This window comes from Cereibacter sp. Soil_C_27 (genome assembly GCF_057657095.1).
Genome location: NZ_JBDGJD010000002.1, coordinates 188,589 through 202,783, shown reverse-complemented (window position 1 = coordinate 202,783; position 14,195 = coordinate 188,589). Strand labels below are relative to the sequence as shown.

The 14,195-nt window shown below is 70.1% G+C and carries 16 protein-coding genes; 11 read left to right on the top strand and 5 right to left on the bottom strand.

Going from position 1 to position 14,195, the window contains the following annotated elements; translation table 11 throughout:
- Positions 1-115: 115 nt before the first annotated feature.
- The 4 genes from AC3A5Z_RS07890 to AC3A5Z_RS07875 all read left to right on the top strand — a co-directional run bounded on the left by AC3A5Z_RS07890 (position 116) and on the right by AC3A5Z_RS07875 (position 4,873).
- Positions 116-1,555, top strand: a complete 1,440-nt coding sequence (locus AC3A5Z_RS07890) for a bifunctional metallophosphatase/5'-nucleotidase (protein WP_487518824.1) — start codon at positions 116-118, stop codon at positions 1,553-1,555.
- Positions 1,556-1,628: 73 nt separating this feature from the next.
- Positions 1,629-3,416 (top strand): protein-disulfide reductase DsbD, encoded by a 1,788-nt coding sequence (gene dsbD, locus AC3A5Z_RS07885; protein WP_487518823.1) that lies wholly within the window; start codon positions 1,629-1,631, stop codon positions 3,414-3,416.
- On the top strand, positions 3,413-4,213 hold the full coding sequence (locus tag AC3A5Z_RS07880) for a redoxin domain-containing protein (RefSeq protein WP_487518822.1): 801 nt from the start codon (positions 3,413-3,415) through the stop codon (positions 4,211-4,213). Before dsbD ends, AC3A5Z_RS07880 begins: the two co-directional genes overlap by 4 nt.
- 54 nt (positions 4,214-4,267) lie before the next feature.
- Positions 4,268-4,873 carry a DsbA family protein gene (locus AC3A5Z_RS07875; RefSeq protein WP_487518821.1) on the top strand — a complete coding sequence of 202 codons (606 nt, stop codon included), beginning with the start codon at positions 4,268-4,270 and terminating at the stop codon, positions 4,871-4,873.
- Positions 4,874-4,875: 2 nt separating this feature from the next.
- Here the strand turns inward: AC3A5Z_RS07875 and AC3A5Z_RS07870 are convergent, their stop codons facing one another.
- Complete coding sequence (locus tag AC3A5Z_RS07870; RefSeq protein ID WP_487518820.1) at positions 4,876-5,184, bottom strand: metalloregulator ArsR/SmtB family transcription factor; 309 nt, start codon at positions 5,182-5,184, stop codon at positions 4,876-4,878.
- On the opposite strand from AC3A5Z_RS07870, the gene AC3A5Z_RS07865 reads away from it, so the two are divergent.
- The 7 genes from AC3A5Z_RS07865 to AC3A5Z_RS07835 all read left to right on the top strand — a co-directional run bounded on the left by AC3A5Z_RS07865 (position 5,178) and on the right by AC3A5Z_RS07835 (position 11,987).
- Positions 5,178-5,744: a YeeE/YedE family protein gene (locus tag AC3A5Z_RS07865; protein WP_487518819.1), complete on the top strand. Its 567-nt coding sequence runs from the start codon at positions 5,178-5,180 to the stop codon at positions 5,742-5,744. The two genes, AC3A5Z_RS07870 and AC3A5Z_RS07865, sit on opposite strands and share 7 nt — an antisense overlap.
- Positions 5,745-5,747: 3 nt before the next feature.
- Entirely contained in the window at positions 5,748-6,176 is a 429-nt protein-coding gene (locus tag AC3A5Z_RS07860) for a DUF6691 family protein (protein ID WP_487518818.1), read from the top strand.
- Between the two features lie 2 nt (positions 6,177-6,178).
- The gene (locus tag AC3A5Z_RS07855; protein ID WP_487518817.1) at positions 6,179-7,096 is read left to right on the top strand and encodes an MBL fold metallo-hydrolase; all 918 of its coding nucleotides are present in this window, start codon (positions 6,179-6,181) and stop codon (positions 7,094-7,096) included.
- 4 nt (positions 7,097-7,100) lie between these two features.
- Positions 7,101-8,855, top strand: a complete 1,755-nt coding sequence (locus AC3A5Z_RS07850; RefSeq protein ID WP_487518816.1) for a SulP family inorganic anion transporter — start codon at positions 7,101-7,103, stop codon at positions 8,853-8,855.
- Between the two features lie 92 nt (positions 8,856-8,947).
- Positions 8,948-9,181 carry a DUF378 domain-containing protein gene (locus AC3A5Z_RS07845; protein WP_487518815.1) on the top strand — a complete coding sequence of 78 codons (234 nt, stop codon included), beginning with the start codon at positions 8,948-8,950 and terminating at the stop codon, positions 9,179-9,181.
- A gap of 121 nt (positions 9,182-9,302) precedes the next feature.
- Positions 9,303-11,090 (top strand): YbhB/YbcL family Raf kinase inhibitor-like protein, encoded by a 1,788-nt coding sequence (locus tag AC3A5Z_RS07840; RefSeq protein ID WP_487518814.1) that lies wholly within the window; start codon positions 9,303-9,305, stop codon positions 11,088-11,090.
- 45 nt (positions 11,091-11,135) lie between these two features.
- Positions 11,136-11,987 carry a methylenetetrahydrofolate reductase gene (locus AC3A5Z_RS07835; RefSeq protein WP_487518813.1) on the top strand — a complete coding sequence of 284 codons (852 nt, stop codon included), beginning with the start codon at positions 11,136-11,138 and terminating at the stop codon, positions 11,985-11,987.
- Positions 11,988-11,994: 7 nt separating this feature from the next.
- On the opposite strand, the gene AC3A5Z_RS07830 is transcribed toward AC3A5Z_RS07835, so the two are convergent.
- The 4 genes from AC3A5Z_RS07830 to AC3A5Z_RS07815 form a co-directional block, all read right to left on the bottom strand.
- Positions 11,995-12,438, bottom strand: coding sequence for a DUF305 domain-containing protein (locus tag AC3A5Z_RS07830; protein WP_487518812.1), 444 nt, complete (start codon positions 12,436-12,438; stop codon positions 11,995-11,997).
- A 73-nt stretch (positions 12,439-12,511) separates the two neighbouring features.
- Positions 12,512-13,750 (bottom strand): cytochrome P450, encoded by a 1,239-nt coding sequence (locus AC3A5Z_RS07825; protein WP_487518811.1) that lies wholly within the window; start codon positions 13,748-13,750, stop codon positions 12,512-12,514.
- A 21-nt stretch (positions 13,751-13,771) separates the two neighbouring features.
- On the bottom strand, positions 13,772-13,927 hold the full coding sequence (locus AC3A5Z_RS07820) for a hypothetical protein (protein WP_487518810.1): 156 nt from the start codon (positions 13,925-13,927) through the stop codon (positions 13,772-13,774).
- Positions 13,928-13,939: 12 nt separating this feature from the next.
- Positions 13,940-14,131, bottom strand: coding sequence for a hypothetical protein (locus AC3A5Z_RS07815; protein WP_487518809.1), 192 nt, complete (start codon positions 14,129-14,131; stop codon positions 13,940-13,942).
- Between the last annotated feature and the right edge of the window lie 64 nt (positions 14,132-14,195).

The window sequence follows — 14,195 nt, the reverse complement described above, 5'->3', positions numbered from 1 at the left end:
GAGTCTTAAGGCAAGCTTAAGCTCGGCCGTCCGTTGGCCTGCCCGGAACGGCGGTCTTCAGATGCGGTTAAGCTTCCACCGGCAGCCTCGCCTGCCCAGACGAAGGAAAGACGCCATGCCCACCCGCCTCACGCTCCTGCAGATCAACGACACCCACGGTTACCTCGAGCCGCATGCCGAGCTGTTCTGGACCGCCGGGGACCCCGAAGTGCGCACGGCCGGCGGCTTCGCCCGGATCGCCTCGATCTTCGCCGAGGCGCGGCAGGAAAACCCCGGCGGGGTGCTGGCCTTCGACAATGGCGACACCTTCCACGGCACGCCCGAACTGGTCGAGAGCCGGGGCGCCGCGGCCGTGCCGATCCTGAACGCGCTGGGGCTTTCCGCGATGACCGGGCATTGGGATTTCGCCTATGGCCCCGCCCGCGCCGCCGAACTGGCGAGCGCGTTGCGCTACCCCTTCCTCGCAGCCAACTGCCACGCGCTCACCCCCGAGGCGCCGCGCTTCGCGCCGACGACGGTCTGCGAGGCTTCGGGCCTGCGGATCGGCGTCATCGGCCTTGCCGCGACGATCCTCGACAAGACCATGCCGCCCGCCTTCTCCGAAGGGTTGCGCTTCACCGACGGGATCGAGGAATGCCGCAGCCATGCCGCCCGGCTGCGCGACGAGGGCTGCGATCTGATCCTCGTGCTGTCGCATCTCGGCCTGCCGCAGGATTGCGCGCTGGCCGATGCGGTGCCGGGGATCGACCTGCTGATCAGCGGCCACACCCACAACCGTCTGCAGACGCCGGTGGAGCGCAACGGCGCGCTGCTGATCCAGTCGGGCTGTCACGGCAGCTTTGTCGGGCGGCTCGATCTGGAGATCGAGGCAGGGCGGATCGTCAAGGTCGCCCACCGGCTGATCCCCGTCACGGAGGAGATCCCCGAAGAGCCGGAGATGGCGCGGCTGGTGGCCGATGCCTGCGCCGCCACCGCCGCGCTGAAAGATCGCATCGTCGGCCAGACCCCGGTGCTGCTGCACCGGGCGAGCTGTCTCGACGCGCCGATGGACGATGCGCTGCTCGCCGCCATCGCCGCGGCGGCGGGCACCGAAATTGCCTTCTCCAACGGTTGGCGCTACGGTGCGCCGATCGCGCCCGGGCCGATCACCGAGCACGCGCTGCGCTGCATCGTGCCGACCGACCCGCCGGTCGAGACGGTCGATCTGACCGGGGCCGAGATCCTCGCGATGATGGAGGCCAATCTGGAAGCCACCTTCAGCGGCAGCGCCTTCCGCCAGCGCGGCGGCTATGTGAAACGCTTCCGCGGGCTCACGCTGAACGTGAAATTGGAGAACCCGGAAGGTCTGCGTATCGAGATGGCCTTCGGCCCCGACGGCAGCCCGCTGCACCCCGAGGCGGTCTACCGCGCCGCCTTCATCACCACGCAGGGCGTGCCCAAGGCCTTCGGCAGCAACCGCCAGCGTGCGGGCGTGACGGCGGTGGAGGCGCTGCGGCGCTGGTTCGCCGCCCACCCCGCCGTGCCCGAGGGCGTCGGGCGGCTGCGCATCACCTGAGCCTCGCGGCGGCGTGATGCCGGGAGGCGACGCCGTTAAGCCCGGCTTAAGCCACTGCGGCGAAGCGGGCGGCATGCAGATGATCCTCGCGCTTCGCCCCGCCCTCCTGTCCCTGATCCTCGCTTTCGGTCTCGGCCTCCTCGCCCCCGCCCTTGCCCAGGAGGGCGGGTTCTCCGTTCCCGGCAGCTTCAGCTCCGTCTCCAAGCCGCGCACGGCAGACGAGGCCTTCGTGCTCGGCGTCGAGCCGCGCGGCGGGACGGTGCATCTGAGCTGGGAGGTGACGCCCGGCTATTACCTCTACCGCGAGTTCTTCAAGGCCCGGGCCGCCGACGGCAGCGCGCTGAGCCTCACCCTGCCGGAGGGCGAACCGAAGGAAGACCCGACCTTCGGCACAATGCAGGTCTATCACCATGACGTGGCGCTGGACCTGCCCGCCGAGGTCTTCCCCGTCACGCTGACGTGGCAGGGCTGTCAGGACGGCGGCATCTGCTATGCGCCGATCACCCGCAGCATCTCCGCCGATGGCGCGGTCGCCACGGCAGCGCTCGCGGTGTCCGGTGCCGAGCCGCAGGGCACGGGGCCGCGCATGGCCTCGGAGCCGGGGCTGGTGGACAGCATCGCCGCGCGGGGCGGCTCGTCGCTGGTGATCCTCGCCTTCTTCGGCTTCGGCCTGCTGCTGGCTTTCACCCCCTGCGTGCTGCCGATGGTGCCGATCCTGCTCGGGATGCTGTCGCGGCAGGGCGAAAGCCTGACCGCCACGCGCGGCGCGGTGCTGTCGGGCGTCTATGTGTTCGCGATGGCCACGGCCTTCGGGTTGCTGGGGGTCGTCGCGGCCCTGTTAGGGCAGAACCTGCAGGTCGCGCTGCAATCGCCCACCGCCCTCGTCGCCGTCGCCGCGCTCTTCGGTCTGCTCGCGCTGTCGAGCTTCGGCGCTTTCGATCTCGCCCTGCCGCACTCCGTCACCACGCGGCTCGGCAGCCTCGGTCAGGGCCATCGCGGCTCGACCTTGGGCGCGGCGGGGCTCGGCTTCACCTCGGCGCTGATCGTCGGGCCCTGCGTCACTGCCCCGCTGGCGGGGGCGCTGCTCTACATCGCGCAGAGCGGCGACATGCGGCTCGGCGCGGCGGCGCTCTTTGCGCTGGGGCTCGGTCAGGGTGTGCCGCTGCTGGTCGCCGGAACGCTGGGCGCCCGCGCCCTGCCCCGCGCCGGGGTCTGGATGGAGGCGGTGAAGCAGGTCTTCGGCTTCGTCTTCCTCGGCATGGCGGTCTGGCTTCTGGGCCGCATCCTGCCCGGGCCGGTGTCGCTGGCCCTCTGGGCGCTGCTCGCCATCGGCCTCGGTCTCGCCTTGGGCGCACTCGAGCCCGCCACGACGCTGCGCCGCCATCTGGCGCAGGGCGCGGGCGTGGCCGCGCTGATCGCCGCGCTGGCGCTGGGGCTGGGTGCTGCGGCAGGCGGCGACGATCCGCTGCAACCCTTGGCCGGGCTTGGCGCAGGCGAGGCCTCCGCCGAGACGCTGGCCTTCGCCGAGGTCACCGACAGCGCCGCGATGGACAGCGCCCTGCCGCAAGGTGCGCCGGGGCTGATCTATGTCACCGCCGACTGGTGTGTCACCTGCCGCACCATCGAGCGCGAGGTGCTGGACGATCCCGAGGTGATCGCGGCGCTCGGCGACCGGACCTTGGTGAAGGCCGATGTCAGCGACTTCGATGGCGCCTCGCAGCGGATGCTGGACCGTCTGCAATCGGTCGGCCCGCCGACGATGATCTTCCTCGACCGGATGGGAGCCGAGACGCCGCAGACCCGGCTGATCGGCGATTTCGCCGCCGACGAGGTCGTGGCCAGCGCCGGGGCCGCCCGATGATCGCGCTCGGTCCCTTCGTGCTGTCCGCCGACCGCTTCTCCGCCGGGCTCGGCATCCTCGTATTCCTGATCGCCGTCGCCGTTCTGACCCGCTCCGCCGGGCGCGGGCCCGAGCGGCGGGCGACGCAGGCGGTGGTGCTGGGCGTGATCGCCGCGCGGCTGGCCTTCGTGCTGGCGAACCTGCGGGTGTTCCTCGAGGACCCGCTCACCGTGCTCTACCTCTGGCAGGGCGGCTATCTCTCGCTCGTCGGCGTCGTGGTGGCGGCGCTCTGGCTCGGGCGCAAGCTGCGGCGGATGCCGGATCAGCTCGGCGCCTTCGCCATAGCCCTGATCCTCGGCGCCGCCTCGTGGAACACCATCCGCCTGCTCGCGCCCGAACCGGGGGCGAGCCAGCTGCCGACGCAGACGCTGGCAACGCTCGACGGTGCCGTTACCGGTTTCGCGCCGGGACAGCCGGTGGTCCTGAACCTCTGGGCCAGCTGGTGCCCGCCCTGCCGCCGCGAGATGCCGATGATGACCGAGGTCGCGGCGGAGGAGACCGAAGTGGGCATCGTCTTCGCCAATCAGGGCGAGGGCGAGGCGATCATCCGCCGCTTCCTCGATCAGGAGGATCTGCCCGGCGCCGATGTCTGGCTCGATCCGTCGAGCACGCTTCTGGCCGAGTTCACCGTGCCGGGCCTGCCCGCCACGCTGTTCTTCGACGCCTCGGGCGCGCTGCACCACATCCACATGGGCGAGATTTCCCGCGCCGCCCTCCTGTCGCGGATGGACGAGATCCGCCCCGGCGGCACTCCTTAAGGCTGGGGTAAGTTGCGCGGGCTTGGTTGGCGCCGAACAGCAGAAGGACAGACCATGCCGCTTACCCGTCGCAGCCTCATCGCCGCCAGCGCCTCGCTGGTCCTCGCCCCGGTCGCTCTGCGCGCGCAGAGCTATCCCGATCCCGGCGAGGTGCTGAACGATCCCGCCGCCCCGGTGCTCGGCAATCCCGAGGGCGACATCACCATCGTCGAGTACTTCGACTACCAGTGCCCCTATTGCAAGAAGGGCCACCCGGTCCTGACCGAAGAGGTCGCCAAGGACGGCAACATCCGTCTGCTGCTGAAGGACTGGCCGATCTTCGGCGCGGCCTCGATCTATGCCACGAAGAAGGTGCTCGGCGCGCAGAAGCAAGGCGCCTATGCCGCGGGGCTCGAAGCGCTGATGGCGACCGAGGGGCGGCTGAGCGAGGGGCAGATCGACGATCTGCTGACGGGCGCGGGGGTCGATCTCGCCCGGGCCGATGCCGATTATGCCGCCGAAAGCGCCCGGTGGGACGGGCTGCTGGACCGCAACGACACTCAGGCCTCGGCCTTCGGCTTCATGGGAACGCCCGCCTACATCATCGGCATGACGATGTTTCCGGGCGCCATCGACCGCAATACCCTGCGCGAGGCGATCAAGGGCGCCCGCGGCGCCTGAACTCAGCGCGGGGCGCAGAAGGTGTCGTAGAGCGCGGCCATCAGCGCCTCGGTCTCTGCATCGCCCAGCCGGTAGTAGATCGTCTTGGCGTCGCGCCGCGTGGCGACCATGCCCGCGGCGCGCAGCTTGGCGAGGTGCTGGCTCAGCGCCGACTGGCTGAGCCCGACCGCCGCCTGCAGCGCGCCCACCGACCGCTCGCCCTGCGCCAGTTCGCACAGGATCAAGAGGCGCCGCGCATTCGCCGCCAGCGCCAGCCGGGCGGCGACGTGCTCGGCCCTCGCCTCCAGATCCTCCAGCAAGGTCGGTGTCATTTTTTCCTGTATCTTTGTTGCATATATTAGCTATCACTCATATGTGCCCTGTGCGAGGCCGATCCGCAACGGGTCCGAGGCAGAAAAGAAACCAAGGAGAACAGATGGGTCCGGTCGTTCCAACGGAATTCACACCCTGGATGTCGCTGCTCGGCGGCGTGCTGATCGGCCTGAGCGCCGTCATGGTCATGGCGCTGTTCGGCCGCATCGCAGGGATCGCCGGCATCACCAATGGCGTGCTCGGCGCCGTCGCCCCGGTGAAGGGCGCCGCGACCGACCGGGGCTGGCGGCTGGCCTTCATCCTCGGCCTCGTCGCCGCGCCGCTCGCGGTGGTTCTGGCCGGGGGCGAGGTCACCCAGACGGTGTCCGAGAACCTGCCGGGCATGGCGCTCGCCGGGCTGCTGGTCGGGCTCGGCACGGCGCTCGGGTCGGGCTGCACCTCGGGCCACGGGGTCTGCGGCCTCGCCCGGCTCTCGCCCCGCTCCGCCGTTGCCGTGGGGACCTTCATGGCCGCGGCGGTTGTCACCGTCTTCCTGCTGCGCCACGTCTTCGGAGCCTGATCCATGCGCCTGATCCTCGGTTTTCTCAGCGGCCTCACCTTCGGCTTGGGCCTCGTCGTCTCGGGCATGTCCGATCCGGCCAAGGTGCTCAACTTCCTCGACGTCTTCGGCGCATGGGATCCGAGCCTCGCCTTCGTCATGGGCGGCGCCACCCTCACCGCTTTCGTCGGCTACCGCTTGGCCTGGCGCCAGCCGGAGCCGGTTCTGACCGACAGCTTCGACATGCCCGACACAAGGAAGATCGACCGCCCGCTGCTGACGGGCGCCGCACTCTTCGGCATCGGCTGGGGCATCGGCGGCTTCTGCCCCGGCCCGGCCTGGGCGGCGCTGCCGCTCCTGTCACCCGCGATCCTCGTCTTCCTGCCCATGATGCTCGTCGGGCTCTGGCTCGGCGCGCAGTTGAAATCAATGCCAGTCGTCAAAGGAGCGTGACCATGAGCGACCCGAAACTGAAGCAGCGCGTGGTGCGCCACTCTCCCTCCCGCGGCGCGGGCAGCCCGGACGTCTGGGGCCTCTACGAGCCCGACACCGGCTCGATCCAGTATGTCTGCGCCGATCCCGCGACGCAGCAGGCGGCGCTGATCGACGTGGTGTGGAACTTCGACGCCAAGCATTACCGCTTCTCGACCGGCAGCATGGATCAGGTGCTGGAACTGGTGCAGCAGCAGGGGCTCAGCGTCGCCTGGGTGCTCGACACCCATCCCCATGCCGATCACGTCATGGCCTCGGCCCAGCTGAAGGAGCGGACCGGCGCGCCCAATGCCATCGGCGCCAAGGTGGGCGAGATCGCGAAGATCTGGGCCGAGATCTACAACCTGCCCAACGCCTTCGACCCCGCCCGCGATTTCGACCGGCTGTTCGCCGAGGGCGAGACCTTCGCGCTTGGCGCGCTCGAGATGCGGGTGATGCTCTCGCCCGGGCATACGCTGGGCTCTATCACCTTCGTCTGCGGCGATGCGGCCTTCACCCATGACACGCTGATGCAGCCCGATGTCGGCACCTCGCGCGCCGACTTCCCCGGCGGGGCCGCCTCGGACCTGTGGAGCTCGATCCAGGCGATCCTCGCCCTGCCCGCCGATACACGCCTGTTTGTCGGCCATGACTACGGCACGAAGGAGCGCGACGAGCCGATGTGGGAGGCGACGGTGGCCGAGCACAAGGCGAAGAACGTCCATGTCCGCGACGGCACCATCCGCGAGGACTGGATCGCAAAACGCGAGGCGCGCGACGCCACCCTGCCCCTGCCCGACCGCATCCTTGCGGCGCTGCAGATCAACCTGCGCGGTGGCGGGCTGCCCCCGGCCGAGGATGACGGGCGGCACTATGTGAAGCTGCCGCTGAACCGTTTCTGACATCATGACGCTTGCCCGCTACCTGCCGATCCTCGACTGGGGCCGCCGCTACGACCGCGCCGCGTTCAGCGGCGATGCTCTGGCGGCGGTGATCGTCACGATCATGCTGATCCCCCAGTCGCTCGCCTATGCGCTGCTTGCAGGGTTGCCGCCGGTGGTCGGGCTCTATGCCTCGATCCTGCCGCTGGTCGCCTACACGCTGTTCGGCACCAGCCGGACGCTTGCGGTGGGGCCGGTGGCGGTGGTGTCGCTGATGACCGCGACCGCGGTGGGGGCCGTGGCCGAGCCGGGCAGCGCCGACTATCTGGCAGCGGCGGTGGCGCTCGCCTTCCTTTCCGGCGCGATGCTGCTGGTGATGGGGGTGTTCCGGCTGGGGTTCGTGGCGAACCTTCTGTCGCATCCGGTGATCTCGGGCTTCATCACCGCCTCGGGCCTGCTGATCGCCGCAGGACAACTGCAGCACATCCTCGGCGTCAGCGCGGGCGGGGCCGAGATGGTCACGCTGCTCTCCGGCCTCTGGACCGCGCTGCCCCAGACCAACCCGGCAACGCTGGCGGTCGGCGTTCTCACCACGGGCTTCCTGTTCTGGGCGCGGCGCTCGCTGAAGCCGCTGCTGACGCGGCTCGGCCTGCCGACAGGCGTTGCCGCCGCCCTGGCGCGCACCGGGCCGGTGCTGGCGGTCGGCGGGTCGATCCTCGCCGTGGTGCTTCTCGATCTCACGCGCTCCGGCGTGGCGGTGGTCGGCGCCGTGCCCAAGGGCCTGCCGCCGCTCTCGCTGCCGCCGATGGACCCCACGCTCTGGCTCGCCCTGCTGCCTGCGGCCTTCCTCATCTCCATCATCGGCTTCGTCGAATCCGTCTCGGTCGCGCAAACGCTGGCGGCCAAGCGTCGGCTGTCGATCCAGCCGGATCAGGAGCTGATCGGCCTCGGCGCCGCCAATCTCGCCGCCGCCTTCTCGGCAGGCTATCCGGTAACCGGCGGCTTCGCCCGCTCGGTCGTGAACTACGATGCGGGTGCGCAGACCCCGGCGGCGGGGGCCTTCACCGCCATCGGCCTCGCCCTCGCCTCGCTGTTCCTCACCCCGCTGCTGGCCAACCTGCCGATCGCCGTTCTGGCCGCCACGATCATCGTCGCCGTGCTGAGCCTCGTCGACCTCGCGGCCCTGCGCCGGACCTGGCGCTATTCGCGCGCCGATTTCGCCGCGCTCGCCGCCACCATCCTCGTGACGCTCGGCGCCGGGGTGGAACCCGGCATCGTCAGCGGCATCGCCGTCTCGGTGCTCCTGCATTTGTGGCACACCTCGCGCCCGCATGTCGCCGTGATCGGGCAGGTGCCGGGCACCGAGCATTTCCGCAACGTCCGGCGGCATCAGGTGACCTGCGAGCCCGAGGTGCTGAGCCTGCGGATCGACGAGAGCCTCTATTTCGCCAATGCCCGCACCGTCGAGGACATCGTGCAGCAGGCGGTGGTGGCCCAACCCGGCGTGCGCCATGTGGTGCTGAACTGCGCGGCGGTGAATGCAATCGATTCCAGCGCGCTCGAAAGTCTGGAGCTGATCATGCACCGGCTGGAGGATCAGGGCATCCGGCTGCATCTCTCGGAAGTGAAGGGCCCGGTGATGGACCGGCTGGCCGCCACCGACTTCCTCAAGGGGCTGACGGGTCAGGTGTTCCTGTCGCATTATCAGGCGCTTCTCCACCTCGCCCCGCCCGACGGGAACCGGCCCGACCCGCCCGCGCTGCAGGCCACGGCCTCCTGAGCGACCCGCGGCACCAGGCGATCGCGCGGCAACCGGAACAAACAGTCGCAAGCTCCGGTTGCAGGGCCCTACCCCCAGCATCCGAGGTCCCCATGCGCACCCTTAATCTGATCACGCTATTCCTCATCATCGTCGGCGGTCTGAACTGGCTTCTCGTCGGCCTCTTCCAGTTCGATCTCGTCGCCGCCATCTTCGGCGGCCAGACCGCCCTTCTGGCACGGCTCGTCTACATCCTCGTCGGTCTCTCGGCCCTGTGGCAGCTCGGCCCGTTCTTCCGCTCGTTCAACCGCGACGAAGCGCACATCCAGGGCAGCACCCACCGCTGACCCTGTCGCTGGCGTCGGGCCCCGGGTCCGGCGCCGCGGAGGCGCGGCCTCCCCCGCATGCACCGGAACGAACGGCACCGCCGCCGGTTCACCGCCAGAGTTTTCCCCATGGAGGCCCCTCATGTCGATCCGCTTCGCCCGGTTCATCGTCCTGCCCGCCGCCACGCTGATCCCGCTCGCCGCCCTCGCCCAGCCGCAGGGCGAGATCGGGCTCTATTCCGACGCAACCGTGCAGGGCAGCATCCTCGAGCCGCGCCCCGTCGTCGTCACCGACGATGCCGAGCTGGCGGGGCTCCTGACCGTGCCCGAGGGCTTCTCGGTCGAGGTCTTCGCCCGCGACCTGAAGAACCCGCGCATGCTGGCCGTCTCCGACGCCGGTCGGCTCTATGCCACGCGGCGCGATGTGGGCGACGTGATCCTGATCGAGGATGCCGATGGCGACGGCATGGCCGAGGGCTTCCGCACCGTGGCCACCCGCCCCGGGATGCATGGCATCGCCGTCGACGGCAGCACCGTCTATCTCGTCACGGTCAATGACGTCTACACCGCCGAGGTCGCCGAGGACGGCAGCTTCGGTGAACTCACCCGCATCATCGACGACCTGCCCGACGGCGGCCAGCACCCGAACCGGACGCTCGCCCTCGGCCCGGACGGCATGCTCTACATCTCCGCCGGCAGCACCTGCAACGCCTGCGCCGAGACCGGCGCCGAAAGCGCCACGATGCTGCGCGCCAAGCCCGACGGCTCCAGCCGCAGCATCTTTGCCAGCGGGTTGCGCAACACCATCGGCTTCGGCTGGCACCCGGAGACCGGCGCGCTCTGGGGCATGGATCACGGCATCGACTGGCTCGGCGACGAGGCGCAGATCGAGGAGCTGAACCGGATCGAGCAGGGCAAGAAGTATGGCTGGCCCTATGTCTACGGCATGGGCGAGGCCAATCCGCAGGACAATCCCCCGGCCGAGATCACGCTGGAGCAATGGGCAGCGATGTCCACCGACCCGGTGCTGGGATACACACCGCATGCAGCACCGATGCAGATGGCCTTCCATCCCGGCGGCGGCCTGCCGGAGGAGTATCGCGGCGACGCCTTCGTGGCGATGCGCGGCTCGTGGAACCGCCGCCCGCCCGCGGGCTACGAGGTGGTGCGGATCGATTTCGACGACGCGGGCGAGCCGCAATCGGTCGAGCCCTTCCTGACCGGGCTGCTCCTCCAGCAGGCAGACGAGAGCTACGGCTTTCTCGGGCGACTGGCCGGCGTCGCGGTGGCTCCGGACGGCGCGCTCTATGTCGGCGACGACACCAATGGCGTGATCTACCGCATCAGCCACGAGTCCGGCCCAGGCAAGGTTGCCGCAGCGTCGCCGCCCGATACCGTGCCCGCGCCGCCCGCCTCGCAGGTGGCGCTGGAGCTGGTGGACCCCTCGGGAGATGCCACCATCGCGGTGACCGCGCCCTTCGAGCCCGAGGGCGTGATCCCCGCCCGCCATGCCGCCGGGGCCGAGGATATTTCGCCCAAGCTCGGCTGGGCCGAAGTGCCGGAGGGCACGCAGTCCTTCGTGCTGATCGTCGACGATCCCGATGCCGAAAGCGCGAAGCCCTTCACCCACTGGCTCGCCTATGACATCCCCGCCAACGTCACGGCGCTGCGCGAGGCAATGCCGCCCGATCCGCAGCTCACCGACCCCGAGGGGCTGAAACAGGGCCGGAACAGCCGCGGCGCCGCCGGCTGGACCGGGCCGAACCCTCCGGCCGGCGATCCGGCCCATGCCTATCACTTCCAGATCTTCGCGCTGGACGTGCCGAACCTCGGCATCGACCCGGGTGCGGCGCGCGAGGCGGTGCTGGCCGCGATGGAAGGCCATGTGCTGGCGGAAGGCGAGATCGTGGGCCGCTTCGCCCGCGACTGACCGAAAGCGCGGGCGGGCGGCCTCGCGCCCGAGACGGGAGTCCTGATGAGAGACGCAACAGCTAGCGATCTGGCGGCCCTTCTGGCGGCCTGCTCGATGGAGATCACGGCGCGGGACAGCGATGCCCGCGCCATCGCGCTGCAGCGGATGCCACAGGGCACCGAGATCTTCATCGCCGATCTGCCGGACCAGCCGCCCGAGGTGGTGCTGGAGGCGGCAACCGCGCTGCGGCAGGGCGGGCTGGAGCCGGTGCCGCATCTGGTGGCGCGCAACCTGCGCAGCCGCGACGACCTCGACGACATCCTCGCCCGGTTTTCCCGCGAGGCGCAGGTGACCCGCGCCTTCGTCACCGCAGGCGACCGCGCGGAGCCGCAGGGGCCCTACACCTCGGCGTTCGATCTGCTGGAAACCGGACTTCTGCAGGGCCACGGCCTGCGCCACCTGGCCTTTGCCTGCTACCCCGAGGGCCATCCCCGCATCGCCTCAACCACGCTGGACGCAGCCCTGCACCGCAAGCTGGCCCTCGCCCGCGAGCGCGGGTTCGAGACCAGCCTCGTCTCGCAATTCGCCTTCGACGCCGACCCGGTGCTGGCCTTCCTCCGCCAGTTGCGCGCCAGCGGCATCGACGCGCCGCTCAGGCTCGGCACGGCCGGGCCGAACCGGCGCGGGCTTCTGCTGGATCAGGGGCGCGAGCTCGGCATCGGCGGCTCGCTCGCCCGGATCGAGGACGGCGAGGCCGAGGACCGGGTCACGCCCCGGCGCTACCTCTTGCCGATGGCCGAGGCGCTGGCCGCCGAGCCCGGGCTGGGAATCAGCGGCGTGCATCTTTTCGCCTTTGGCGAGACCGATGCGGCGCTGGACTGGGTGGCGGCGCAGCGCGCAGCCGCTGGCGCGTAGCGGCGCCTCACTTCAACTTGTCGATCAGCCGTGTCATCTCCGCGATCTCCTCGCGCTGGGTCTCGATGATGCCATCGGCCAGCGCGCGCGCCCGCGGATCGGTGATCGTCGCACGCTCGCTGGTCAGGATGGCGATGGAATGATGCGGGATCATCGCCCGCATCCACGACACCTGATCCACCGTCACCTGCGACCGCACCAGCCAGAGCGAGCCGGCAAAGACGACCACCGCCCCGCCGAGGATCGCGAGATTGACGCGGCGGTTCGGATACATTCCCCACATGAAGCCCAGCATGACCGCGGCCATCACCGCCCCCATCAGGAGCGCCATGTAGGCCCGCGTCTCGCTGAAGAAGATATGATCCAGCGCGTAGGTGTTGAGATACATCAGCCCATACATGACCAGCGTCGAGGTGGCGATCATCGCGGCGAAGCGTGCATAGGGTGTCATGGTCTGCCCTCCGGTTGTTCCCGGGACCAACAGGGGGCGCAGCGGCTTGTTCCTGAGGGCGCCGGTCCGGGGGTCACGCCCCGCTAGCGCGGATGTTGGCGAGGATCAGGTTGCTCGCTGGCCGTGCGGGCATCCGGTTCAGCGGCAGCGCCAGATCCTGCGGCGGCACGTCGTAAACCATCGTCTCGACCAGGAGCCGCCCCGCCTCGCGCATCGTGGCCACCGTCAGCCGCTCGCCCGGGCAGCGATGCGTCTCGTGCGGATCGCCCGCGCCCTGCGGGATGAAACGATCGTCGAACCGCCGCCAGTCCAGATCGCGGCCCGGATCGAAGCGGGCGGGATCGGGGAACAGCCGCGCATCATGCGTCGTGCCGTAGAGGTCGAGGATCACCCAGTCGCCGCTGCCGAAGTCGTGGCCCTGCCAGCGGAACGGCGCGCGCACCGTGCCGGCGATCAGCGGGAAGAACGGATAAAGCCTGCGCACCTCCTCGGCGAAGCGCCGATAGTCCTCGTCCTCTGCCCCGCTGAGCTTCGCCCGCCACTCCGGATGCGCGTGCAGCGCCATGGCGAGGAACATGATGTACCGACCGATCGCCACCACCGGGCGCAGGATGTTGAGGATCTCGACAACCGCCGCTTCGGTGCTGAGCAACTGGCCATCGGCATCGCGATGCTCGAGCAGCCGGCGCAACGGCGCCTCCTGCGGCACGTCGCGCTTGCCGCTGCGCGCCTCGTCCACCACCCGGCGCAGCCAGCCCTCGGTGCGCCGCCGCCGCAGCAGCGCGGCCAGCACCGCCGGGCCGACGCTGCCCGCGTTCTCGATCATCGAGGTCAGCTCTTCCGTCCGGGCAAGGGGCACCCCCAACCAGCGGCAGATCGCGCGGGTCAGCACCTGATTGACCTCGTCATGCAGCACGATCCGGGGCCGCTCGCGCCAGCCCTGCAGTGCAGCCAGCCATTCCGCGCGGAACAGCCGCAGGAAGCTTTCCTCGGCCGCGTCGCTCATCAGCAGGGCGGTGAACAGCGCCTTGCGCTGACGATGCGCGGCGCCGTCCATGGACTGCACGCTGCCCTTGTCCTGCAGGAGCCGCATCGTCGTCGGTGGCATCGCCCCGTTGCGGCGGGTGAAGCGGCCCGGGTGGTAGAACAGCGCCGCAGCCTCCTCGCCGCGCAGGCAAGTGGCCCGGCGCAGCATCAGCCTCGTGTGGAAGGCATCGGTTGCCAGACGGTCGCAGAGGCTGGAGATGAAGCCGTAGCCCTCGCGCAGGAAGGCGAGGGTCTGGTCGAAGCCGGGGAGCTGCGGGATGGTCATGGCGCCCCTACGCTCGCACGGTCAGCCGCCGCCGATCGGCGTGACGATGCGGCCCGTGCCCTTGCAGTCCGGGCATTCCACCCCGTCGGCCCGCCCCGAGCCCTCGCAGCGGCGGCAGATGTTCTCGCCGCTGCCGGGGGCGTCGGCGGGCACTTCTTCAGGTGTCTCGGCTGACATGGCGCTCTCCTGTCATTCGTCCTGCGGGGCTTCGGTCACGTCCTGTCCCGGCTGCTTCTGCGAGCGGTGCGGGCCGGGCTCGTCGGGCTTCTCGCGGTGCTTGCCGGCGGGGTCGATCTGCTGCTGGCGCTGGTCAATGGTGTTGCCCTCGTGGCGCAGCTTTTCGTTCTGGCCTGCGGAAACGTCCTTGTCGTGATCGGTCATGTTGCGATCCTCCTCCTCTCTGAACCGACCGGCAGGCCAAGAGTTCCAGCCGGGGGCGGCGCCA